The organism is Streptomyces xanthochromogenes, assembly GCF_014650455.1.
GTDB classification, from domain to species: domain Bacteria; phylum Actinomycetota; class Actinomycetes; order Streptomycetales; family Streptomycetaceae; genus Streptomyces; species Streptomyces xanthochromogenes.
Genome location: NZ_BMUZ01000002.1, coordinates 30125 through 54273 on the forward strand (window position 1 = coordinate 30125; position 24149 = coordinate 54273).

General features: G+C 70.6%; 21 protein-coding genes. 9 read left to right on the forward strand and 12 right to left on the reverse strand.

Translation table 11 applies throughout. The annotated features are described in order from the left end of the window. Positions 1–133: 133 nt before the first annotated feature. The gene (locus IE267_RS03970) at positions 134–565 is read right to left on the reverse strand and encodes a hypothetical protein (protein WP_189762187.1); all 432 of its coding nucleotides are present in this window, start codon (positions 563–565) and stop codon (positions 134–136) included. A 178-nt stretch (positions 566–743) separates the two neighbouring features. On the opposite strand from IE267_RS03970, the gene IE267_RS03975 reads away from it, so the two are divergent. Genes IE267_RS03975 through IE267_RS03985 form a run of 3 tightly spaced genes read left to right on the forward strand, consistent with a single transcriptional unit; the run spans position 744 to position 3579 of the window. Beyond that, positions 744–1991 (forward strand): sensor histidine kinase, encoded by a 1248-nt coding sequence (locus IE267_RS03975; protein ID WP_167153377.1) that lies wholly within the window; start codon positions 744–746, stop codon positions 1989–1991. After that, positions 1979–2635, forward strand: a complete 657-nt coding sequence (locus tag IE267_RS03980; RefSeq protein WP_229860681.1) for a response regulator — start codon at positions 1979–1981, stop codon at positions 2633–2635. The genes IE267_RS03975 and IE267_RS03980 overlap by 13 nt, the downstream gene beginning before the upstream one ends. Further along, positions 2632–3579, forward strand: a complete 948-nt coding sequence (locus tag IE267_RS03985; RefSeq protein WP_189762188.1) for a DUF4097 family beta strand repeat-containing protein — start codon at positions 2632–2634, stop codon at positions 3577–3579. Before IE267_RS03980 ends, IE267_RS03985 begins: the two co-directional genes overlap by 4 nt. Positions 3580–3625: 46 nt before the next feature. Here the strand turns inward: IE267_RS03985 and IE267_RS03990 are convergent, their stop codons facing one another. Further along, positions 3626–4219, reverse strand: coding sequence for a TetR/AcrR family transcriptional regulator (locus IE267_RS03990; RefSeq protein ID WP_161255382.1), 594 nt, complete (start codon positions 4217–4219; stop codon positions 3626–3628). A 101-nt stretch (positions 4220–4320) separates the two neighbouring features. Further along, complete coding sequence (locus tag IE267_RS03995) at positions 4321–5337, reverse strand: aldo/keto reductase (protein WP_189762189.1); 1017 nt, start codon at positions 5335–5337, stop codon at positions 4321–4323. 180 nt (positions 5338–5517) lie between these two features. On the opposite strand from IE267_RS03995, the gene IE267_RS04000 reads away from it, so the two are divergent. Continuing rightward, on the forward strand, positions 5518–5706 hold the full coding sequence (locus tag IE267_RS04000; RefSeq protein WP_161247923.1) for a DUF6243 family protein: 189 nt from the start codon (positions 5518–5520) through the stop codon (positions 5704–5706). 93 nt (positions 5707–5799) lie between these two features. Here the strand turns inward: IE267_RS04000 and IE267_RS04005 are convergent, their stop codons facing one another. Beyond that, positions 5800–7263, reverse strand: coding sequence for an MFS transporter (locus IE267_RS04005; protein ID WP_229860682.1), 1464 nt, complete (start codon positions 7261–7263; stop codon positions 5800–5802). 111 nt (positions 7264–7374) lie between these two features. On the opposite strand from IE267_RS04005, the gene IE267_RS04010 reads away from it, so the two are divergent. Further along, positions 7375–8250, forward strand: a complete 876-nt coding sequence (locus tag IE267_RS04010; RefSeq protein ID WP_161247919.1) for an MmyB family transcriptional regulator — start codon at positions 7375–7377, stop codon at positions 8248–8250. Between the two features lie 62 nt (positions 8251–8312). On the opposite strand, the gene IE267_RS04015 is transcribed toward IE267_RS04010, so the two are convergent. Further along, positions 8313–9773, reverse strand: coding sequence for an MFS transporter (locus tag IE267_RS04015; RefSeq protein WP_189762191.1), 1461 nt, complete (start codon positions 9771–9773; stop codon positions 8313–8315). 125 nt (positions 9774–9898) lie between these two features. Here IE267_RS04015 and dusB point away from each other — a divergent pair, with 125 nt between their 5' ends. The 3 genes from dusB (at position 9899) to IE267_RS04030 (ending at position 15785) form a co-directional block, all read left to right on the forward strand. Then, on the forward strand, positions 9899–11044 hold the full coding sequence (gene dusB / locus IE267_RS04020; RefSeq protein WP_161247917.1) for a tRNA dihydrouridine synthase DusB: 1146 nt from the start codon (positions 9899–9901) through the stop codon (positions 11042–11044). Between the two features lie 420 nt (positions 11045–11464). Beyond that, positions 11465–14188, forward strand: coding sequence for a pyruvate, phosphate dikinase (gene ppdK, locus IE267_RS04025; RefSeq protein WP_189762192.1), 2724 nt, complete (start codon positions 11465–11467; stop codon positions 14186–14188). A gap of 556 nt (positions 14189–14744) precedes the next feature. Continuing rightward, the gene (locus IE267_RS04030) at positions 14745–15785 is read left to right on the forward strand and encodes an ArsR/SmtB family transcription factor (protein WP_161247913.1); all 1041 of its coding nucleotides are present in this window, start codon (positions 14745–14747) and stop codon (positions 15783–15785) included. On the opposite strand, the gene IE267_RS04035 is transcribed toward IE267_RS04030, so the two are convergent. The 4 genes from IE267_RS04035 to IE267_RS04050 form a co-directional block, all read right to left on the reverse strand. Next, positions 15743–16621 (reverse strand): carbohydrate ABC transporter permease, encoded by an 879-nt coding sequence (locus tag IE267_RS04035; RefSeq protein WP_167153389.1) that lies wholly within the window; start codon positions 16619–16621, stop codon positions 15743–15745. The two genes, IE267_RS04030 and IE267_RS04035, sit on opposite strands and share 43 nt — an antisense overlap. Continuing rightward, positions 16621–17529: a carbohydrate ABC transporter permease gene (locus IE267_RS04040; RefSeq protein ID WP_229860684.1), complete on the reverse strand. Its 909-nt coding sequence runs from the start codon at positions 17527–17529 to the stop codon at positions 16621–16623. Before IE267_RS04040 ends, IE267_RS04035 begins: the two co-directional genes overlap by 1 nt. 5 nt (positions 17530–17534) lie before the next feature. Further along, positions 17535–18788 carry an ABC transporter substrate-binding protein gene (locus IE267_RS04045; RefSeq protein WP_189762193.1) on the reverse strand — a complete coding sequence of 418 codons (1254 nt, stop codon included), beginning with the start codon at positions 18786–18788 and terminating at the stop codon, positions 17535–17537. A 184-nt stretch (positions 18789–18972) separates the two neighbouring features. Continuing rightward, on the reverse strand, positions 18973–20838 hold the full coding sequence (locus IE267_RS04050) for an APC family permease (RefSeq protein ID WP_189762194.1): 1866 nt from the start codon (positions 20836–20838) through the stop codon (positions 18973–18975). Positions 20839–21072: 234 nt separating this feature from the next. Here IE267_RS04050 and IE267_RS04055 point away from each other — a divergent pair, with 234 nt between their 5' ends. After that, a complete protein-coding gene (locus tag IE267_RS04055; protein WP_161247907.1) occupies positions 21073–21477 on the forward strand; it encodes a VOC family protein in 405 nt (134 codons plus the stop codon). A gap of 134 nt (positions 21478–21611) precedes the next feature. On the opposite strand, the gene IE267_RS04060 is transcribed toward IE267_RS04055, so the two are convergent. From IE267_RS04060 to IE267_RS04070, 3 genes are all read right to left on the reverse strand, one after another. Further along, positions 21612–22535, reverse strand: coding sequence for an oxidoreductase (locus IE267_RS04060; protein ID WP_189762195.1), 924 nt, complete (start codon positions 22533–22535; stop codon positions 21612–21614). 47 nt (positions 22536–22582) lie between these two features. Beyond that, the gene (locus tag IE267_RS04065; protein ID WP_189762196.1) at positions 22583–23347 is read right to left on the reverse strand and encodes an SDR family NAD(P)-dependent oxidoreductase; all 765 of its coding nucleotides are present in this window, start codon (positions 23345–23347) and stop codon (positions 22583–22585) included. 215 nt (positions 23348–23562) lie between these two features. Continuing rightward, the gene (locus IE267_RS04070) at positions 23563–24147 is read right to left on the reverse strand and encodes a TetR/AcrR family transcriptional regulator (protein WP_189762197.1); all 585 of its coding nucleotides are present in this window, start codon (positions 24145–24147) and stop codon (positions 23563–23565) included. Positions 24148–24149: the final 2 nt, after the last annotated feature.

The window sequence follows — 24149 nt, forward strand, 5'->3', positions numbered from 1 at the left end:
CCCCCCCCCCCACCCCCGCACCGCGGCCGCGGGCCATGCGTGACCGGTCGCGCACCTCCCCGCGCCCCCAGCGCAACGGCGAAGCCCCGGGATCCACCAGGACCCGGGGCTTCGCCCTTGGCCGGCAAGGCCATCAGGGCTTCCGCAGCGCAACCACCGCACAGGTCACCGCCATCGGCAGCTCCGCCGTCAGGGCCAGGGTCAGGGCCGTGGCAAGTTCCTTACCCGGCGCGGCAGTTGTCACGTCGAACCACGCGTCGACCAGCAGCACCGCCGCCGTCGCCGCGGCCACCTGCGCGGCGCGCGGATCGTTCCGCCGCAACAGCACCCCCGTACCGGTCAGACCCACCGCGAGCAGCGCGTCCAGACCCACCCACGCCGTCGACCAGTTGGACACCTGCGTCGTCTGCGGAAGCGTCCTGGCCAGCACCACCATCCACGGCACCAGCGCAAGACCGGCCCCCGTCAGGACCGTCGCCAGACGCGGACGGCGCAGCGCCCCCGCGACCCCGGCGACGGCACGGGGCGAACGGCTCGTACGGATCTGAGGGGCGACGAGAGTCATGGCGGCGGGCTCCTTCTCCAGCCCGGCGGACCCTCCGCCCGAGCACAGGACCACCCTCGCCCGCCGAGCCGCCCAGGTCAGTAACGCGGCTGTCCGAACCCGAGGTGGTGCCAGCTATACCCCCGACCGGGCGCCACCATGATGGCAACGCCCTGACCAGCCCAACTACCCTGTCCGCATGGCAACTCCCGGCCCGCTGCGGCGCGCGTACCACTGGAGCGCCGCGCACGCGCCGTGGTCGGCGTGGGCCTGGCGCAACACCGCACTCGTGGCCGCGTCCATACCCGTGGCGGTCCCCGCGATGCTCGCCCTCGCCTACACGTTCTCCGACCCCGGGCACCTCCTCAAGACCCTCGGATGCGTCCTCCTGCTGCGCCCACTGCTCACCCTCCTCCAGCGCAGCCGCCTCTGGTCGCTGGCCGGGCTCGACATCCCGAAGATCCCCTGGGCCCACCGCTGGTACCACCCGCACGGAATCCTGCCCCGGCTGCGCGCCGAGTCGACCTGGCGGCAGTACGGCTACCACCTGCTCGTCTCCCCGCTCACCGCACTCGGCGGCGCCCTCGTCGTCCTCGGCTGGGCCGCCGGCGCCGGCTGCGCCCTCGTCTACTCCTGGGTGTGGGCACTGCCCGAGAACTACCGGCCGCCCGGCTGGACGGAGCAGTACACCGCCTTCACCGTCCTCGGCGTCGTCCTGCTCATCGCGACACCCTGGATCGCGGCCCTCATCGCCCACTTCGACAACCGGGCCGCCACCGTCCTGCTCGGCCCCAACCGGGCCAAGGAACTCGAACGCCGCGTCGAGGACCTCGCCGAGAGCCGCGCCGACATCCTCGACGCCGCCGACCTGGAACGCCGCCGCATCGAACGCGACCTCCACGACGGCGCCCAACAACGCCTCGTCTCCCTCGCCATGAACCTCGGCATCGCCCGCGCCACCCTCACCGACCTGCCGCCCGAAGCCCGGGCCGTCATCGACGAGGCCCACCGCGAAGCCAAGGAAGCCATCGAGGAACTCAGCAACCTCGTACGCGGACTGCACCCCGCTGTCCTGGAGGACCGCGGCCTGGACGCCGCGATCTCCGGCATCGCCGCCCGCGCCCCCTTCCCCGTCGCACTCACCGTCGACCTCCCCGAGCGCCCCGCCCCCACGGTCGAGGCCGTCGCCTACTTCGTCGTCTCCGAAACCCTCGCCAACGTCGCCAAACACGCCCGCGCCACCCGCTGTTCCGTCCAGGTCCGCCGCCGCGCCCAGCTCCTGACGATCACCGTCGGCGACAACGGCGTGGGCGGCGCCGACCCGGCCGGCGGCACCGGACTGCTCGGCCTGCGCAAGCGCGTAGGGTCGGTCGACGGAACCATCAGGATCAACAGCCCCCACGGGGGCCCGACCGTCATCACTGTGGAGCTGCCGTGCGGGCTGTGATCGCCGAGGATTCGGTACTGCTGCGGATAGGACTCGTCAAAGTCCTCGAAATGGCCGGCTTCGACGTCGCCGCCGAGACCGAGGACGCCGAAGGCCTGCTGCGGGCCGTCGAGGAACACCGGCCCGGGCTCGCCCTCGTCGACGTCCGGATGCCCCCCGGATTCACCGACGAAGGCGTGCGCGCGGCGCTGATGATCCGTCAGCAATGGCCGGACACGGCCGTCCTGCTCCTCTCCCAGTACGTAGAGGAGCGCTACGCCGCCGACCTGCTCGCCACCCAGACCGGCGGCATCGGCTACCTCCTCAAGCAACGCGTCGCCGACGTCGAGGAGTTCGTCGACGCCCTCAAACGCGTCGCCGCCGGAGGCACCGCCCTCGACCCGCAGGTCGTCGCCCAGCTGCTGCTGCGCCGAGGCGGCGGACCCGACCCGCTCGAACGCCTCACCCCGCGCGAACGCGAAGTCCTCGCGCTCATGGCAGAAGGCCGCTCGAATGCGGGGATCGCCGCCGAACTCGTCGTCAGCGAAAGCGCGGTGGCCAAACACATCAACAACATCTTCGCCAAACTCGACCTGCCCGTCGCCGACGGCGACCACCGCCGCGTCCTCGCGGTCCTGCGCTTCCTGAACGGCGGCCCCGCGTGACCACTACCGGGCGCCACGACACCGCCACCGGGCAGGACGCCACCGCGCAGCACACCACCGCCGGGCAGCACGACACGAGCCGGTCCGCGCAGCCGCGGCCGCCGCGCGACGCGGACGGGGCGGGGGAGACCCAAGAGGCGAGGAAGCGGCCGCGCCGCCGCGGCGCCTGGATCGCCGTGGCGATCATCGGCGCCCTGGGCGTCGTGGCGCCCTGCGCCTTCTACGCGATGACCGATGCCGTCAGCCGCACGAGCTCGTACGCGAGCCCCGACAACGGCCGCGCCCACCCCGTCAGTGCCGTCGAAGTGGACGCCGGAGTCTCCCGGATCACCGTCACCAGCGGCCCCGCCGGACACGTCACCATGAACGGCAGCCTCAGCTGGACGATGAAGCGGCCCGTCGTCGAGCAGACCTGGGACGGCGACACCCTCAAGGTGAAGACCCGCTGCGTCGGCTTCGTGGACCGGTACCTCCAGAACTGCCAGGTCGACCTCTCGCTCGCCGTCCCCGCTGGGGTCAGCCTCACGGTGCACGGCGGATCCGGCGAGATCAAGGTCCACGACCTGGCCGGACCGGTCGACCTCCACGGCGGTTCCGGCGGCATGAAACTGTACGGACTCAAGGGCCCGGTCAAGGCCACGGTCGGCTCCGGCGAACTCCAGGCCCTCCAACTCGCCTCCCCCGAAGCCTCGTTGGAGGCCGGATCCGGCACCGTCGAAGCCGACTTCGCCACCGCGCCCCAGCACGTCAAGGCGCGGACCGGGTCCGGCAGCGTCGACATCACCGTGCCCCGGGACGCCCGCTACCGGGTGACCGGACACTCCGGATCGGGCGGCCGCGGCATCCAGGACGAACTGGTCGACGGCACCTCCGACCGCGTCATCGACGCGACCACCGGCTCCGGCTCGGTGAACGTCGGCTACCCCGGCTACCCCGGCCGCTGACCCCGGCCGACAACCGCGGCGGCACGCCGGGATCATCGAACGGGCCCTAGCGCCTCAGCCCGTTCAGGATCAGATCCGCCACCGCGCCGAAATCGTCCCGGATCGACGGACGCGACCACTCCGCCGCATACACCGGATCATGGAAACGGCCCGTCGCGTCGAACACCGCGCGCGCCGCGCTGCCCGGCGTATCGGAAATCCTGAACTCGCCCCGCTCCACACCCAGTTGAATGATCGCCGTGAGCTGGCCCACCAGCTCACCGATGTGCTCCTCCACGACCCGGCTGTTCTCCCGGAGCAGCACCTCATACGTCTGGAACAGCTCCGGATCATCACCCGCCTTGGCCATCTTCGCCAGGAACAGCTCGCTCAGCCACAGCCGCAGCACCACCCCCGACTCCAGATCCTGACGGGCCGCGATGCCCCGCAACAGATCCGTCGAACGGTTCAGCCACCGCTCCGTCACCGCCTCGCGCAGCGCGGCCTTCGTACGGAAATGGCGGTAGACACTGCCGTGGCTCACCCCGAGCTGGCGCGCCACGTCGACGACCGTGGCCTTCGCCGGGCCGTGGCGGCGCAGCACCTCCTCGGTCGCCACGAGGATGCGCTCGGCGGTCAGTGGTTCCGTACTCATGGCCATGACGTTACCTGCCGCTCGAAACGGCCCGGCAGGCCTGTGGACAACCCCGGTGACGGACTTGTCCACAGGCCGTGTCCCGGGCGAAGGACCCCGCCCGGGACTCAGTGCTCGCTGTCCAGATGGGCCATCTGCGCCTGCGGGTAACGGTCGCCCGCCGCCGCACCGGCCGGCACCGCCGCCTCGATCGCCGCCAGGTCCGACGCGGTGAGCTCCACATCGAGCGCGCCCAGCGCCTCGGCCAGCCGGTCCCGGCGCCGCGCGCCGACCAGCGGCACGATGTCCGCACCGTGCCGGGGGCCCTGCGCCAGCACCCAGGCGATCGCGGTCTGCGCGACCGAGACGCCCTTCTGCTCGGCGATCTTCCGCAACGCGTCCACGAGATCCAGGTTGTGCTGGAGGTTCTCGCCCTGGAAGCGCGGGCTCATGCCGCGGAAGTCGCCCGCGGCCAACTGCCGGTCCCGCGTGAAGTGCCCGCTGATCAGACCGCGCGAGAGCACCCCGTACGCGGTGACGCCGATGCCCAGCTCGCTCGCGGTCGGCAGGATCTCGTCCTCGATGCCGCGCGAGATCAGCGAGTACTCGATCTGCAGGTCCGAGATCGGGGCCACCGCCGCCGCCCGGCGCAGGGTGGCCGCACCCACCTCGGACAGGCCGATGTGCCGTACGTGTCCGGCCTGGACCAGCTCGGCGATCGCGCCTACGGTCTCCTCGATGGGCACGTCCGGGTCGATCCGGGCGATCCGGTAGATGTCGATGTGGTCGACGCCCAGGCGCTGCAACGAGTACGCCGCGAAGTTCTTGACCGCGCCGGGCCGGCCGTCGTACCCGGACCAGCCGCCGTCCGGGTCGCGAAGCGCACCGAACTTCACGCTGGTCAGCGCCTGTTCGCGGGCCGCGGCGGGCGCGGAACGCAGCGCCTCGCCGATCAGCATCTCGTTGTGGCCCATCGCGTAGAAGTCGCCCGTGTCGAGCAGGGTGACGCCCGCGTCGAGCGCGGCGTGGATGGTGGCGATCGACTCGTCCCGGTCGGCTTCTCCGTACAGCGCCGACATGCCCATGCAGCCGAGGCCGAGCGCGGCGGTGCGGGGGCCGTTGGCGCCGAGGGTGAGGGTTCGCATGAGGGGGCTCCCTGGGGTTCGGGGGTGGGGGTGTGGATCGGGGGTGTGCCTCCACCATGGCATGACAGATGACAGATTTCAATATCTGTCATCTGTCATGCCTCGCGCGTCGGCGTCGCGCCGCCCCGCGCCGAGAAAACTGGTACGGGCCACCCCCTCCGGCCGGGTACCGTCGCCCTCATGGCTAAGAGTCGTAACAACCTGCTCGGTGTCGGTGGACAGCGCAAGAAGGTGTCCCGCAACGGAGACCAGGGCTCGGTCCAGGGGAGTGCGGCCGACCGGAAGGCGGCCGTGGACAAGAAGGAGGAGCTGCTGCGCAAGATGCGTGAGCGCGCCAACCCCGCGGTGACGGAGTCGAGCGAGAGCTGATCCGGAGCGGCCCGACGGGGGCCGACGGCGAAGGGCCCGGAACGTGAGACACGTTCCGGGCCCTTCGCCGTTTCGTGCGGCGCACTCAGCCGCTCACCGCATGACACGCGGCAGCCGCAGGCTCAGCAGTGCCGTCACCACGACCAGGCCGAGCTGCACGAGCAGCGTGACCACGAGTGCGTCGCGCATGCCCGCCGAGGGGGCCAGCGCCAGGAAGAGCGTGCCCAGGGTGGCGATGCCCAGGGCGAGCGCGGACTGCTGGGTCGTGACCACCACGCCGCCGCCCACTCCGCCCCGGTCGGCCGGGATGTCGGAGAGCATCAGGCGCATGAGGATGGGGAGTTGGAGGCCCTGGCCGAGGCCGGCGACCGCGACGCCCGGCGCGAGTTCGGCGACGGAGAGCCCGGACCAGCCGTGCCACACGGTCAGGGTGAGCAGGGCGATGCCGATCGCCTGGATCACGCCGCCCGCCGTCACCACACGCGTGCCGAACCGGCCGATGAGCCGGGGCCCGGCGAGGGAAGCGGAGAAGAACGCGAGCGCCATCGGCACCAGGGCGAGTCCGGCCGCGACCGGCCCCATCCGCAGGCCCTGCTGGAGCACCACGGCGACCACGAACATGAAGCCGCTGAACCCGATCGAGAACGGCACCACCATGGCCAGGCCGCGCCGCAGCGACGTGATGTCGAGCAGGCTCGGCGGCACCAGCGGGGTCCGCCCCTGCCGGTCCGCACGCCGCTCCACCAGGAAGAACGCGACGGCCGCGAACGGAAAGACGCCGAGCGACACCCACGTCCACAGCGGCCAGCCCGCGGCCCGTCCCTCGGTCAGCGGAAGCAGCAGCGAGACCAGCGAGAGCGCCAGGAGCAGGGTGCCCGCCACGTCGATGCCGGCCGGCCGGTCCGAGCGGGTCTCCGGCATCGCGCGGGCCGCGAGGAGCAGACCCACGACGACGACCGGCACGTTCACCAGGAACACCGAGCGCCAGCCGGACCCGGCCACGTCCGCCGCGACCAGGACGCCGCCGAGGATCTGCCCGGCGACCATGGACAGGCCGGCGGTGGCCCCGTACAGGCTCATCGCCTTGGCGCGGCGCGGGCCCTGGGTGGTGGCCTGGATGGTGGCGAGGACCTGGGGCATCATCAGCGCGGCCGCGGCACCCTGTGCCACGCGTGCGCCGACCAGGGTCCAGGCGGTGGGTGCGAGGCCGCAGGCGAGCGAGGTGAGGCCGAAAGCGGCCATGCCGGTCAGGAAGAGCCTGCGTCGTCCGGCCATGTCGCCGAGGCGGCCGCCGAGCACGAGCAGCACGGCGTAGGCGACGCCGTATCCGGCGACGACGAGTTCCAGCAGGGCCGGGCCCGCGGCGAGGTCGCTGTCCATGGACGGCAGGGCGACGTTGACGATGAAGAAGTCGATCAGGGGGAGTGCCGCGCCGAGCAGCACCGTGAACAGCCCGAGCGGCCCGATCACCGCCCCGTGGTGGGTGACCGGGACAGTGGGGGAAGAGGAGGAAGTGGGGGAAGGGGTGGAGGTCGTCCGTACCGTTGTTTCGCTCACGGAGAAGACGATCCTCCCGTTTTTAGCCTGGTACCAGAGTCTTCTTATCCTGGTACAACTACTACCCGGCAACTGGCTGACAAGCATCGGCCCGTACGGCACCCTGAAGCCATGAGCACTGTGGCACCGGCGAGCGATGTCCGCCGTCATGAGCTGGCCGAATTCCTGCGCAGCCGCCGCGAACGCATCACCCCCGAACAGGTCGGGCTGCCCCCGGGCCGGCGCCGGCGCACCCCGGGCCTGCGCCGCGAGGAGGTCGCCCAGCTCTCCGCCGTCGGAGTCACCTGGTACACCTGGCTGGAACAGGCCCGCGACATCCAGGTCTCCCCGCAGGTCCTGGACGCCCTGGCGCGCGCCCTGCTGCTCGACCCGAGCGAGCGCAGCCACCTCTTCGCGCTGGCCGCCGCCCTCGATCCGGCGCCGAACGCGACCTGCCCGAGCATCACCCCGGCGCTGCGCGCGATGCTCGACCAGCTCGGTCCGATCCCGGCCTGCATCCAGAACAGCCGCTACGACCTCCTCGCCTACAACCCCACGTACGGGCGACTGCACTGCGACCTCGACGCCCTCGCGCCGGAGGACCGCAACTCCCTGTGGCTGGCCTTCACCCACCCCGACTGGCGGGCCTCGGTGGTGGACTCCGCCGAGATGAACCGGATGATGGCCGCCAAGTTCCGCGCCTCGATGGCCGAGCACCTCACCGAGCCGGCCTGGAAGGCGCTGCTCACCCGTCTGGAGGGCGCGTCCGCGGAGTTCCGCGAGGTGTGGGCCCGGCACGAGGTGGTCAAGCAGGGCGGCAAGACGAAGTACCTGGACAACGCGCACGTCGGCCTGTTGCGCGTCGAGCACACCAATCTGTGGCTCGGCCCCGCGGCGGGCCCGCGTCTGGTCATGTACGTACCGGCCGACGAGGAGACCCGCCGGCGCCTGGAGCGGTTGCAGGCGCTCACGGAGTCCGGCCAGGCGCTGGCGTCCGCCCGGTCCTGAGGACCGGGCGGAGGCGGACACCGGACCGCGGGCGACTGTCGGTGTCCGCCGGGCCCCGGGGGTCAGGCGTTGGCGTCCGCCGGGGTGTGGACGGCGGGCGCCTCCAGGCGCTCCGCGGTCCGCCGCGCCGACTCGCGCGCCCGGCGCCCGCTGGTGGCGAGCCCCACGCACAGCACGCTCAGACCGCAGCCCGCGATGATCCACCAGGCCGGCCGGGCGGCCCCGGGGAAGCTGTCGGCGTACGCACCGGGAGCCACGCCCGCCATGCCGCCCGCGAGGACCGCGCCGATCACCGCGACCCCGAGGGTCTGGCCGATCTGCCGGCTGGTGGAGGCGACCGCGGCGGCCACCCCCGCCTGGGAGCGGGGCATTCCGGAGACCGCGGTGTTGGTGATGGGCGCGTTCACCATGCCGAAGCCGAGGCCGAACAGGACGTACCCGGTGAACAGCAGCGCCGTGGTGCGCTCGGCGTCGAACACCGCGAACAGGAGCCCGCTCGCGGCCATCGCGACCCCGGCGACGAGCAGCGACAGGCGCGGCCCCCGGCTGCCGACGAGGCGGCCCGACAGCGGCGCGCACACGAAGGTGAGCGCGGCCATCGGCAGCATGTAGAGCCCGGCGTTCAGGGCGCTCAGGCCCCGCGCGTTCTGCAGGTACAAGGTGTTGAGGAAGAGGAACCCGCTGAGCGCGGCGAACGCGGAGACCGCGATGACGGTGGCGCCGCTGAACGGCACGCTGCGGAAGAACCGCAGGTCGATGAGGGGTTCGGCACGCCGGGGCTCGTACACCAGGAGGGCGGCGAGCGAGGCGAGGGCGAGCGCGCCGAAGCCGAGGATCTGCGGCGAGGCCCACCCGGCGCTGGGCACCTCGATGATCGCGTACGTCAGTGAACCGAGCAGCGCGATGATCAGGAGCTGGCCCACCGGGTCGGGGCGGCGCGGCTTGGGGGCGCGGGACTCGGGGATGTAGCGCCAGGTCAGGAAGAGGGCGAGCAGCCCGACGGGCAGGTTGAGCCAGAAGATCGAGCGCCAGCCGACCGTCTCGACGAGGACGCCGCCGACGATGGGGCCCGCGGCCATGGAGATGCCGACGACGCCGCCCCAGACGCCGATGGCACGGGCGCGTTCGCGCGGGTCGGTGAACGTGTTGGTGATGATCGACATCGCGACGGGGTTGAGCATCGAGCCGCCGACCGCCTGCACCATCCGGAAGGCCACCAGGGACTCCAGGTTGGGGGCGAGCGAGCAGAGCACCGAGCCGATGGTGAACAGGATCAGGCCCGCCTTGAAGACCCGGCGGCGCCCTATCCGGTCGGCGGTCGAGCCCGACAGCATCAGGAGCGAGGCGAGGACCAGGGTGTAGGCGTCGATCGTCCACTGCATGCCGGAGACGTCGGCGTGCAGCTCCTTCTGCATGGAGGGGAGGGCGACATTGAGGACGGTGTTGTCGAGGCTGACGATCAGCAGGCTCATGCAGCAGATCGCCAGGATGAGCATCCGTCGGCGGTGGGTGGGCTCGGACATGGCTTCGATAGTACGCCTAACTAATGACCCCCGGTCCGTGCGACCCGGGTGGCGACGGTCCCGGTACCGGCGCTACCGGGTCTCGCGCCCGCGTTGTCCACAGCCCCGGACGGGCCACGGCCCGCATGCGCGACAATGAACAGATGACCACGCTCTCCATCGGCCCGCACACCGTGCAGCCGCCCGTGGTGCTCGCACCCATGGCCGGCATCACCAACGCTCCGTTCCGCACCCTGTGCCGCGAGTTCAGCGGCGGCAAGGGCCTGTTCGTCAGCGAGATGATCACGACGCGGGCGCTGGTCGAGCGCAACGAGAAGACCATGCAGCTCATCCACTTCGACGAGACCGAGACCCCGCGCTCGATCCAGCTCTACGGAGTGGACCCGGTCACCGTCGGCAAGGCCGTCCGCATGATCGTCGCCGAGGACCTGGCCGACCACATCGACCTCAACTTCGGCTGCCCGGTGCCCAAGGTGACCCGCAAGGGCGGTGGCTCGGCCCTGCCCTACAAGCGGCCGCTGCTGCGCGCGATCCTGCGCGAGGCCGTCACGGGCGCCGGGGACCTGCCCGTCACCATGAAGATGCGCAAGGGCATCGACGACGACCACATCACCTTCCTCGACGCCGGCCGCATCGCCGTCGAGGAGGGCGTCACCGCCATCGCCCTGCACGGCCGCACCGCCGCCCAGCACTACGGCGGCACCGCCGACTGGGACGCCATCGCCCGCCTCAAGGACCACGTCCCGGAGATCCCGGTGCTCGGCAACGGCGACATCTGGTCCGCCGAGGACGCGCTGCGCATGGTCAAGCAGACCGGCTGCGACGGCGTCGTGGTCGGCCGCGGCTGCCTCGGGCGGCCCTGGCTCTTCGGCGACCTGGTGGCCGCCTTCGAGGGCACCGACTCCTTCGCGCGCCCCACGCTGCGCACGGTCTCCGAGGTGATGCTGCGGCACGCGACGCTGCTGGGTGAGTGGATCGGCGACGAGACCCGCGGTGTGATCGACTTCCGCAAGCACGTCGCCTGGTACCTGAAGGGTTTCGCGGTCGGCTCCGAGATGCGCAAGAGCCTGGCGGTCACCTCCTCCTTGGCCGAACTGGGTGCTCAGTTGAGCGAGCTCGACCTGGACCAGTCGTGGCCGGACGGCGCGGACGGCCCGCGCGGCAGAACGTCCGGAAACAACCGGGTCGTCCTGCCCGACGGCTGGCTGAAGGACCCGTACGACTGCTCGGGCATCAGCATGGAAGCCGAGCTGGACACCTCGGGCGGCTGATCGGCGTCGTCGCGGACCGACCCGCAGCCGTCCAAAAAGGCGTCCGAAGGCTGGAATCCCGCTCGATCGAGCGCGTGATTCTCGCCACCCCTGATAGGGGTTGCGCTCAGATGAGCGATTTTCGGGTGGCTGCATCTTTGAAAGGGGTGGCACTGAGTGCCACCCCTTTCGCGTTCAAGTAGTGAACTCACCTGAAGAAGCAGCCGCTCACATGAGAAGATCCAAACCCTTTCTTGACCTACTCCGTTCAAGTGATGAAGGCAGGGTGGGGCCGTTCGTTACGCGCCAGTCACTTTCGATCTGGTGGCGGACGAGTGGTTACGACCCCGTGACGCGCAAGTAGACGTACCCAGACACCTTCGATCTGGGTATGTTCCTCGCCGTCAGGGCAGCCACCGCGGATTCGAGGAGTCGAGACCCGTGTCGGAAGACAAAGACCTCCAGCACACCCAGAAGTTCGTCTACGACTTCACCGAGGGGAACAGGGACCTCAAGGACCTCCTCGGCGGAAAGGGCGCGAACCTCGCCGAGATGACCAACCTCGGTCTCCCGGTCCCTCCCGGGTTCACGATCACCACCGAGGCGTGCAAGGTCTACCTCGACAGCGGCGACGAGCCGGCCGAGCTGCGGGACGAGGTCAGCGCGCACCTCGACGCCCTCCAGCAGACGATGGGCAAGAAGCTCGGCCAGGCCGACGACCCGCTGCTCGTCTCCGTCCGCTCCGGCGCCAAGTTCTCGATGCCCGGCATGATGGACACCGTCCTCAACATCGGGCTCTCCGACGAGTCGGTGGCCGGCCTCGCCGTCCAGGCCGGCGACGAGCGCTTCGCCTGGGACTCCTACCGCCGCCTGATCCAGATGTTCGGCAAGACCGTGCTCGGCGTGGACGGTGAGCTCTTCGAGGAGGCACTGGAGGACGCCAAGGCGGCCAAGAAGGTCACCGTCGACACCGACCTCGACGCGGCCGACCTGAAGAAGCTGGTCAAGCAGTTCAAGAAGATCGTCAAGACCGAGGCCGGGCGCGACTTCCCGCAGGACCCGCGCGAGCAGATGGACCTCGCGATCCGCTCGGTCTTCGAGTCGTGGAACACCGACCGCGCCAAGCTCTACCGCCGCCAGGAGCGCATCCCCGGCGACCTCGGCACCGCGGTCAACATCTGCTCGATGGTCTTCGGCAACCTCGGCCCCGACTCCGGCACCGGCGTCGCCTTCACCCGCGACCCGGCCTCCGGACACCAGGGCGTGTACGGCGACTACCTGCAGAACGCGCAGGGCGAGGACGTCGTCGCGGGCATCCGCAACACCGTGGCCCTGGCCGAGCTGGAGGGGATCGACAAGAAGTCCTACGACCAGCTCATGCAGATCATGGAGACCCTGGAGACCCACTACAAGGATCTCTGCGACATCGAGTTCACCATCGAGCGCGGCCAGCTGTGGATGCTGCAGACCCGCGTCGGCAAGCGCACCGCGGGCGCCGCCTTCCGCATCGCCACCCAGCTCGTGGACCAGGGCCTCATCGACGAGGCCGAGGCGCTCCAGCGCGTCAACGGCGCCCAGCTCGCCCAGCTGATGTTCCCGCGCTTCGACGACGCCGCCAAGAGCGACCTGATCGGCCGGGGCATCGCCGCCTCGCCCGGCGCCGCGGTCGGCAAGGCCGTCTTCGACTCGTACACCGCCGTCAAGTGGTCCCGCTCCGGCGAGAAGGTCATCCTGATCCGCCGCGAGACCAACCCCGACGACCTGGACGGCATGATCGCCTCCGAGGGCATCCTGACCTCGCGCGGCGGCAAGACCTCGCACGCGGCCGTCGTCGCCCGCGGCATGGGCAAGACCTGTGTCTGCGGCGCCGAGGAGCTGGAGGTCGACACCAAGCGCCGCCGCATGACCACGTCGGCCGGCACCGTCATCGAAGAGGGCGACGTCGTCTCCATCGACGGCTCCACCGGCAAGGTCTACCTCGGTGAGGTCCCGGTCGTGCCGTCCCCGGTCGTCGAGTACTTCGAGGGCCGCATGCACGCCGGCGCCGACGACGCCGACGAGCTGGTCGGCGCCGTGCACCGCGTCATGGCGTACGCGGATCGGGTGCGCCGGCTGCGGGTGCGGGCGAACGCCGACAACGCCGAGGACGCCCTGCGGGCCCGCCGCTTCGGCGCCCAGGGCATCGGCCTGTGCCGCACCGAGCACATGTTCCTCGGCGAGCGCCGCGAAATGGTCGAGCGGCTCATCCTCGCGGACACCGACGACGAGCGCGAAGGGGCACTCCGTGCCCTGCTGCCGCTGCAGAAGAAGGACTTCGTCGAGCTCTTCGAGGCGATGGACGGACTCCCGGTCACCGTGCGCCTGTTGGACCCGCCGCTGCACGAATTCCTGCCCGACATCACGGAGTTGTCGGTCCGCGTCGCACTCGCCGAGTCCCGCAAGGACGCCAACGAGAACGACCTGCGCCTGCTCCAGGCCGTGCACAAGCTGCACGAGCAGAACCCGATGCTGGGCCTGCGCGGCGTACGCCTCGGCCTGGTCATCCCCGGCCTGTTCGCCATGCAGGTACGGGCGATCGCCGAGGCGGCCGCCGAACGCAAGAACGCCAAGGGCGACCCCCGCGCCGAGATCATGATCCCGCTGGTCGGTACCGTCCAGGAGCTGGAGATCGTCCGCGAGGAGGCCGACGCCGTCATCGCCGAGGTCGAGGCCGCCACCGGCACCGAGCTCAAGCTGACCATCGGCACCATGATCGAACTGCCCCGCGCCGCCCTGACGGCCGGTCAGATCGCGGAAGCCGCCCAGTTCTTCAGCTTCGGCACCAACGACCTCACGCAGACCGTCTGGGGCTTCTCCCGCGACGACGTCGAGGCCAGCTTCTTCACCGCATACCTGGAGAAGGGCATCTTCGGGGTCTCGCCGTTCGAGACCATCGACAAGGACGGCGTCGGCTCGCTCGTACGCTCCGCCGTCGAGGCCGGCCGGGCCACCCGCCCCGACCTGAAGCTCGGCGTCTGCGGCGAGCACGGCGGCGACCCCGAGTCGGTGCACTTCTTCCACGAGGTGGGCCTGGACTACGTGTCCTGCTCGCCGTTCCGCATCCCCGTCGCCCGCCTCGAAGCGGGCCGCGCGGCCGCCGAGTCGAAGGGCAGCGACTCGCGCTAGAGCCCCGGAGCCGCCGTCGGGTCCCCGACCCTCACCACCGATCCGGCGGCGGCTCCGGAACACCAAGAAGGGGCAGCAACCCTGTGCGGGGGTGCTGCCCCTTTTGCCTTCACGGACCCTCCGGGAGGAAGTAAGCGTTTGCCCCGGAGGCAACGCGCTACACGCCCCAGGTGTGCGAGCGCTTAATTCCTGTTGAAGGGCGGACATTTAACGAGGTCATGGCCGGAAATACAGAGTGCGGTTCACGGATCCCCACCCGTGAACCGCACTCTGTCAACCACGCCGAGCACGGAGCCGCCACCTACGCCCACCGCCGCCAGACACTGTGAAGCCCCCCACGGTCTTCGCAGAATCTTTCCGGTTGGCCCGGTGTCGTGCCCGACGAGGTACAGCCTTTCGTCCCGGGCACCCCTTCCGCGAGGCCTTTCAACTGTGGCTGAAAGGCCCGTGGTCACGGGCAGTGACGGGAGGCATACTCAGTCGAGTCGGTCGGGGGATCAATTGCGGATGCAACAACAAGGCAACAGGTTGCAGACAGTGGACAGGTGGGGTTTCGGTGCTGCGCATTCATTTCACCGGCGAGGATCTGGCCCGGCTCCGTATGGCGCCGGGTCCCGACACGCTGTGGGAAACGATTCTCAGCTTTCACCGTTTGAGGGACCGGCGGGGCGCCTCCGTATTCGGTGAATGGCGACAGGAAACTCGCGGCCGATTGAGCGGAGAAACGCGATTGCTCTCCGCAGTCGTTCCGTGCCGGGGGTATTTCCCCGACTTTCTCACCCCGCCGCACGGCCCGCATTCCCTCGACACCGGGCTGATGCGAATTCGCGAGACCGGGCCCGAACGGCTCGACGCCGAACTCTCCCGCCTCCCCGGCGGCCGCCCCACCACCGGCTGGGCCGCCGCCCTCGCCGACGGCTGCACCACCCAACTCGGCCGCCTGGCCGATGCGTTGGCCGCCTACCACCAGGCGGCCGTCTCCCCGTACTGGGCCCACATACAGACCCGGGTGGACGCCGACCGGGCCGCCCGCGGCCGGGCCCTGCTCGACGGCGGGGCCGGCGAACTCCTCGCCTCCCTGCCGCCGATGCTGCGCTGGCGCGCCCCCGTCCTGGAGGCCGACTATCCGGTGGACCGCGAACTCCACCTGAACGGAAGGGGGTTACTGCTCCAGCCCTCGTTCTTCTGCCGCCGCACCCCCGTCGCCCTCCACGACCCGAAGCTGCCGCCCGTACTCGTCTACCCGGTCACCCACACCCAGGCGCCCTACGAATCCCCGCCCGGCCCCGACCGCACCACCTCGCTCGGCCGGCTCGTCGGACACACCCGCTCCAGCGTCCTCGGGGCCATCGGCAACGGCTGCACCACCAGTGAACTCGCCCGCAGGGCAGGCGTATCGCTCGCCTCCGCGAGCCAGCACGCAGGCGTCCTGCGCGACGCCGGGCTGCTGGTCACGCTGCGGCACGGCAACTCCGTATTGCATACGCTGACCCCGCTCGGCTCCGCCCTGCTGTGCGGCGGAACCCCGCGCGTGCCCCGGCCGCGCCAGGCGCCTCAGTCGTCGATCCCGGAACGCTCCACGCCGGCCACGATGTAGCGCTGCAGCAGCAGGAAGACCAGGACCAGCGGGACGATGGACACGGCGGCCGCCACGAACAGCTCGTGCAGGTTGACCACTTGGGCCGTGGTGAAGGTGGAGAGCGCCACCTGCACCGTCCAGGCGTCCCGGTCCTGGCCGATGACCAGCGGCCACAGAAAGGAATTCCAGGCACCGATGAACACAATGGTGCCGACCGCCGCGAAGACCGGACGCGCATTGGGCACGACGATCCGCCAGTACGTCCGCCAATATCCAAGTCCGTCGACGCGGGCCGCATCCTCCAACTCTCGTGGAAATCCCGTGAAGAACTGGCGGAAGACGAAGCACGCGAACCCGGAGAACAGCGTCGGGACGATCAGCCCGCGCAAGCTCGACACCCAGCCCAGGGACGAAACGAGAACGAAACTCGGGACGAACGTGACCGCCGCCGGAACCATCAGCGTGCCGATCACCGCGTAGAAGACCTGGTTGGCGAACCGGTACGGAATCCGCGCCAGCCCGTACCCCGCCAGCGAAGCCAGCAGCAGCGTGCCCACCGTCGTCGCCACCGCGATCAGCGCCGAGTTGAGCAACGACCGCGCCATCGGCACCGCCGGATCGTCGAACAGCTCCCGCACGTTCGACCAGTGCACGCTCGACGGGAAGAACGTCCAGGACGGCGACGTGATGTCCCGCTCCGCCGACAGCCCGTTGCGCACCAGCAGATAGAAGGGAACCAGGAACAGCAGCGCCAACGCCACCAGGATCACCCAGCGCAGCGCGCGCCCCACCCGCACCAACGCGTCCTCGGGCCGCCGCGCGCGCCCCGCACCGGCCCTCCGCGACCCGCCCATCAGTCGGCCTCCTTCCGGCCCAGACCGAACCAGCGGGCCTGGAACACCGTCACCACCGCGATGATCAACGCCAGGATCACCGCACCCGCGCTGCCCATCCCCAGGTTCTGCCCCTGCCCCAGCGCCGTGTAGTACAGGTAAACCAACGGCGGCCGCGCGTACGGCGGATAGCCGCGGGCATCGGAGAGCAGGTTGTAGAACTCGTCGAACGCCTGGAACGCGTTGATCACAAGCAGCAGCACCACGGCGACCGACGTGGCGCGCAACTGCGGAAACGTGATGTGCCGGAACACCTGCCAGCCCGGCCGCGCCCCGTCCACCGCCGCCGCCTCGTACAGCCGGGGGCTGATCCGCTGCAGCCCCGCCAGGAACAGGACCATGTAGAACCCGGCCTGCAGCCACAGCCGCACCGTCACGATCACCAGCCAGTACCAGGGCGGATGCGTCGTCGACAGCCACGCCGTCTGATCCACCCCGAACCAGCCGAGCACCGTGTTCGCGAGCCCGAACCGGACCCCGCTGAACAGCGACATCTTCCAAATCAGCGCGGCCACCACATACGAACAGGCCGCCGGAAGGAAGAACACCGACCGGAAGAAGGCCTGGAACCGCCGGACCCGGTGCACCATCAGCGCAAGACCCAGCGACAGGGCGTACGTCGCCGGCACGATGAACACCGAGAACACCGCGAACGTTCCCAGACTGGACGTGAACGCACCGTCGCGCAGCATCGCCGTGTAGTTGCCGAACCCCACGAAGTCCGTCGGCGACACCGTGTTGTGGGCGTCGAAGAAGCTGAGCCAGACGCTCCACAGCAGGGGCACATAGGTGAACAGCGCCAGACCCGCGGCGAAGGGGCCGACGAAGATCCAGAACCACAGGGTGTTGTCCGCACCACGTCGTCGCACGGCGATCAGCGCTTCTTCACCCGCTGAAGCTCGTCGTTCGTCCTGCGCACGACCGCCTTCAGCTCACTGTCCGGGCTCGCCCCGTCCTTGATGATCCGGTTCAGCGCGTCCTGATACGCCGTCTGCAGCGCCGGCGTCCACAGCAACGGCTGCGCGTACCCGTGGTCCGTCACGAACGTCACCACATCGGCCGCCGCACCCTGGCGCAGCTTGGCCGCCTTCCTGGCCAGCGAGAGCCGCGCCGGAATGTGGAAGCCGTAGGACAGCGCGAAGTCCTCCTGGAAATCGCTCCGTTCGACCCACAGCCACTTCACGTACGCCTTCGCCTCCGCCTGGTGCCGCGAGCGCGCGGACACGGCGGCGGCGTACGCCCCGACCGGCACCGCCGGCTTCCCGCCCGGCCCGTCCTTCGGGAACGGCAGCACCCCGAAATCGTCGCCGAGCGCCTGCTGCACCGCGGGCAGCGCCCACAGACCCGACCACTGCATCGCCGTGAGGCCCTGGGTGAACGCGGCCGGATCCGACCAGTCGGAGGGAGCACCGAGAAGCAGCGACTTGTCGGCGTACAACTGGTGGAGCTTGCCGAGCGTGCGGGCGGCGGACGGATCGTCGAAACCCACCGCGCCGTCGGCGGTGACCAGGCTCAGCCCCGCCGCGTACAGCGGCGTACCGCCCAGCACGCCCGCCCCGCCGTCATTGCCGAGGAAGAGCCCCTTGACCTTGTTCCGCGTCAACGCCCTTGCCGCGTCCACCAGTTGGTCGAGCGTGACCGGCGGCTGCACACCCGCCGCGGCGAGCAGGCTCTTGCGGTAGTAGAGGAACTGCGTGTCGACGACCTGGGGGATGCCCCAGATCCTGCCGTCGTACGTCTTCGGCGCGAGGACCGCCGGGTTGAAGTCGTCCTTCACGCCGTCGAGCAGCGCCGTCAGGTCGACCACCTGGCCACCCCGGATCTGGTCCAGCGTCGGCCCGTTGACCTCGAAGACGTCCGGACCGGAATCCGTGAGCAGCGCGGCAGCCGTCTGCTGGTCGTAATTGCCCGGCCGCCACTGGACGTTGACCTTCGCCCGGTCGTACGCGGCCGCATAGCGGCGCACGGCCGCCTCGGTCCCGGCCTCGCCGTACTGGTGGTACCAGTGGCCGAGCGCGACCTTCCCGTCCGGCGAACTGCCCTCGTCCCGGCCGGTGTTGGAGCCGCACGCCGTGAGAAGGCCCAGTGCGGCCCCGCTCGCGAGCAGTGTCCGGCGGCTGATCGTCATGGCGTACGCCCCCTGTTTGTCATCCCGCTGTACGGCTCAACGATCAACCATGCAGGGGGATTACGACAGGGGTGTTGCGACGGTGTGTCGGCCTCATCGGCCCGCGCACGTCCGACTCGGCCGAGAAGTGCCGGTGCGCCGCCCGCCCGGGCAGGCCCCCGGCCGGGCAGCTCCGGGAGCGCGCTCAGGCGTCGTGGCGCACGAGGGCCGGGCCCAGCCGGAACCGCAGCCGGCAGATCACCGCATCCGTGTCCCTGCGCACAGCATGCGCCAGGACCGCACCCCGCTGGTTCTGCAGCACCCGCTGCCAGATGTGCGCCGGCTCCACCTCCGGTATCAGAACGGTCACCCGGGTCCGCGGATGGTACGTGTGCACGCGGCGCACATAGTCGGCGACCGGACGCCCCAGGCTCCGGTGCTGCGACGTCAGCTCGACCAGCTCGACGCCCGGGTTCCACAGCTCCCAGTCGCGGCGCAGCGCCTCCATGTCCCGGCGGTCCTCCTCGTCCGGATGGCTCACCGTCACCGCCCGCACCTCGTCGCCCAGCGACACGGCCGCGTTCAGCGCCTCACAGGTCAGCCGGGACAGATGCGACACCGGCACGATCACCAACGACCGGTCCCGGCGCGGCGGTTCGGGCACCCGGCCGAGGTCCAGACGCTCGGCGATCCGCCCGTACGCCCGGTGCACCGCCTCGAAGGCGAGCACCAGCAGCGGCAGCGCGATCACGATCAGCCAGGCACCCTCGGCGAACTTGGTGGCCGTGACCACGACCGCGGCGACCCCCGTCAGAACCGCGCCGAAACCATTGAGGACAGCCTTCCAACGGCGCCCCGGAGCGCTCTCCCCGCGCCAGTGGAGCACCATCCCGGTCTGGCAGATGGTGAAGCCGACGAACACACCGATCGCGAACAGCGGAACCAGCGTGTTGGTGTCACCGCCGGAAAACAGCAGGAGCACCGCCGAGACCGCCGCCAGCGCGAGCACCCCGTGCCGGTGCACCTGCCGGTCCGCCTTGAGGCCGAAGACGTGCGGCAGATAGTTGTCCCGGGCCAGCAGCGACATCAGCACCGGCAACCCGCCGAAGGACGTGTTCGCGGCGAGCGCCAGCAGCACCACGGTCGCGAACTGCACCACGTAGAAAGCCCAGTTGTGCCCCAGCGAGGCGTCCGCGAGCTGCGCCAGCACGGTCACCCCCTCCACCGGCTGGAGATGGAACCGGCCGATCAGGACCGAAAGCCCGATCAGCATGATCCCGAGCAGCCCGCCGAGTGCCACCTCCGTGCGTTGAGCCCGCCGCGCGGCCGGAGCCCGGAACGACGGCACCGCGTTCGCGACCGCCTCGACCCCCGTCAGCGCCGAACAGCCCGCCGCGAAGGCCTTGAGCAGCAACAGGGCCCCCACCCCCGTCGCGTTCCCCGCCAGCACCGAGGCATGTCCGTCGGCGGTATGGGTGGACGCGGGCACCGAACGGAACAGACCGACCACCACGATCGCGAGGATCGCCGCGACGAACACCGCGGTCGGCACGATGAACGCCTTCGCCGAATCGACGATGCCGCGCAGATTCACCGCCGTGACCAGCACCAGCACCCCGAGACAGATGACCAGCCGGTCGCCGTAGAGCCCCGGGAACGCCGACGTCAGCGCCGCCACGCCCGCCGTCACGGAGACGGCCACGTTCAGGACGTAGTCCAGGATCAGCGACGCCGCCGCGACCAGACTCGCCCGCGCCCCCAGATGCCGCCGCGCCACCGCATACGAACCGCCGCCGTTCGGGAAGGCCGCGATCACCTGCCGGTAGGAGGCGACGAGCACCGCCAGCAGCCCGGCGATGGCCAACGTCACCGGCAACGTGAAGCCGAGCCCGTACGCACCGGCGGACGCGAGGACCAGAACCACCGCCTCCGGTCCGTATGCCACCGACGCCATCGCGTCCAGGGAGAGCGCGGCCAGACCCTGCGTCGCGGTCAGCCGATGCCGGTCGACCACTCCAGGGGGTTCTTCGGGGGCGGCGTCGCTGACGACGGCCTTCGACGTGGTGAGCATGCGCCCAGCGTGCGACCCGCCCGGCCACCTCCCGGCCCCCCTTGGCGCCCCTTTGTCGGGCGGCCCCCGCATCCATACGCACTCTTGACGCGGGCGGTGCGGGCGGTGCAGGCGGTGCAGGGGGCGCGGGCGGCGTCGAGGGCCGAAAGAGAAATCCCGGCCCGGCGATGAGTTCCCGGGACGGCCGCCGTCTACCCCTCGTAAGCAAGGCCATCACCCACGAGGGAGCACGACATGCCCACCATGATCTTCGTCAACCTGCCGGTGAAGGACCTGGAACGCTCGAAGACCTTCTTCGGCAAGCTGGGCTACTCCTTCAACCCCCAGTTCACCGACGAGAACGCTGGCTGCCTGGTCATCAGCGACACGATCTACGCCATGCTGCTCACCGAGCCGTTCTTCAAGGGCTTCACCCAGCGGGAGATCGCCGACACCGCCACCACCGTCGAGTCCATCGTCTGCCTCAGCGCGGACAGCCGCGAAGAGGTCGACCGCCTCGTCGACACCGCCCTCGCCTCCGGCGGCGCGCCCGCCCAGGAGACCATGGAACAGGGGCCCATGTACGGCCGCTCCTTCCTGGACCCGGACGGGCATCACTGGGAGGTCATGTACATGGACCCGGCCGCGGTCAACGCCTGAGCACCCCGAACGCCCCCTCGTTCGTCGCAGACCCCGGCGTCGCGTCGGCGGCCTCGCGCCAGCCGGCCCCGTCGACGTCACGAACCCCGGCGACGCCACAGAGCCCCGCGTACGTCACGCAGCCCCTACATACGTCACGCAGCCCCGTACGCCACGCCGGTGAGCCGCTCCGAAGCCGCCCAGAGCCGCTCACCGGCGACGTCGTTCAACGTCCAGCCCGCCCGCCAGGACTTGGCGGGCGACCCGCGCCACATCATCACGGACGGCCCCGTGAACGAATCCGGCCGCACCCCGGGCGCCGTCGCCGCGAACAGCGTGGGCAGCGCACCGGCCTCGGCCGGCTGCGCCATGATCCGGTTGCCGAGCTCCACGAGCCGCTCGGCCCGGCGGCGGCCCTCCATCCGGACCGCCTGCGTCTGCAGGTTGGTCGCGGCATAACCGGGATGCGCGGCCGCCGCGACCACATCCGAGCCCGCCGCCCCGAGTCGCCGTGCCAGCTCGTGGATGAACAACAGATTCGCCGACTTGGACCGACCGTAGGCGACCCAACGCCGGTAGCGCCGCTCGCTGTTGAGGTCGCGCAGATCGACATTGCCCAACGCGTGCATCCCGCTGGACACACTCACCACCCGCGCCGCCGCGGCCGCCCGCAGCCGGGGCAGCAGCAGCCCGGTCAGCGCGAAGTGCCCCAGGTGGTTGACGCCGAACTGGGTCTCGAACCCGTCCACCGTCCGCCCGTACGGAAGCGCCATCACACCCGCGTTGTTGATCAGCAGATCCAGCCGCTCGTACGGAAGCTCCGCCGCGAAGTCCCGCACCGAGCCGAGATCGGCCAGGTCCAGCGTCCGGAACTCGGCCCGCGCGTCCGGCACTTCGCTCCGGACGCGCTCCTCGGCCTCCCGGCCGCGCGCCTCGCTGCGACAGGCGAGCACCACGCGTGCGCCCCGACGCGCCAACTCCCGCGCCGTGACGAGCCCGATGCCGCTGTTCGCCCCGGTGACGACGGCCGTACGGCCGCTCTGATCGGGGATGTCCTGAGCGCTCCAGCCCTGAGTCATGCCCCCACCGTACCGGTGGGTATGCCGGGGTGGGGTCGGATGGGGACTCAGGCTGAGGCACCGCCGTCGACCACGAGGTCGGCGCCGACGACCGAGGCGGCGTCGTCGGACGCCAGATACAGCACCGCCGCGGCCGCCTCCGCGGTCGTCGAAACCCGGCCGAGCGGCTGGACCCCCTTCATGCGGACCGCCCGCTCGGCCTCGCTCTCGCCGGGCCGCAGCGACATGCTGGTGGCGAGCGGGCCCGGGCTCACCGCGTTGATGCGGACCCCGTCCTGGATGTGGTCGAGGGCGGCGCCCCTGGTCAGCGCGCTGACGGCGGCCTTGGACGCGATGTACGCGGCAAGGCCGGGGGCGCGGCGGTGGGCGCCCAGGTTGGAGGCGATGTTGACGATGGCGCCGCCCGACTGCTGGGTGCGCATGTGGGCGACCTCGGCCTGGAGAGCGTGGAAGACGCCGGTGACGTTGACGGATATCAAAGTCTGCCAGTCACTTTCCGACAGCTCGACGAGGGGTGCGCCGCCACGGAACACCCCGGCGTTGTTGACGGCGACATCCAGGGAGCCGAACCGCTCGACCACGTCCGCCACGAGGGCGCGCACGGCGGGTGACTGGGACACGTCGGCGATGAACGCGGCCGCCTCGCCTCCCGCCTCGGTGATCAACGCGACCGTCTCGTCGAGGGACGCGGCCGTTCGCCCGGCGACGGCGACCCGCGCGCCCTCGGCGGCGAAGGCGAGCGCGACGGCCCGGCCCAGACCGGAACCGGCACCGGTGACGAGAACGGTCTTGTGCGTGAAACGAGCAGACATATTCTTGACCAATCGTTCTGTTATCGAGGGATGTGAAACGTGGGAGGAGAGGGAGGGAAGAAGAGGGCGGAGCAGGGAGGGGCAGGGCAGAGGCAGCAGAGCAGAGCAGGGCAGGGCAGGGGCAGGGGAACGGGGGGGGAATGGTGGTGGGGGAGTGGTTGGAAAAGGGAAAAGGGAAAACTGTCAACGCGATGTCAGATATCGCTCGCCGGGCGTCAGTCGAGCAACGTCAGGATCTGTTCGGCCGCGTCCCGTACCCGCCCCGGCTCTCCCGATGCCTTGCCGACCACTCGTACGCCCTGGAGGAAGACGAGCAGCATCCGGGCGAGTCCGCGCGGATCGCGGCTCGTGGGCAGCTCGCCCTGGGCCTGGGCGCGGACGAGCGCGGAGTGCAGCAGGGTTTCGATGTGCTGCCAGCTGAGCTCGACCCGCCGGGCGGCGGTGCTGTCGTGCGAGGCCAGTTCGGCCGCGGTGTTGGTGACGAAACAGCCGGCCAGGCGGGAGCCGTCGACCATCGACTCGGCGGCGAAGCGCCGCACCACGCCGCGCACGGCGGGCAGCGCCGGTCCGGGGGCGGACAGCTCGGCGAGCAGCACGGGGTCGCGGTTCTCGGCGTAGCGGTCGAGGGCCTTCAGGTACAGCTCGTGCTTGTTGCCGAACGTCGCGTAGATGCTGGCGCGGCCGATGCCGAGGTGCTCGACGAGGTCCGCCATCGACGTCGCCTCGTAGCCGCGCTGCCAGAACAGCTCAAGGGCCGACTGCAGCGCGGCGTCCGGGTCGAATTCCTTGGTCCTGGCCACAC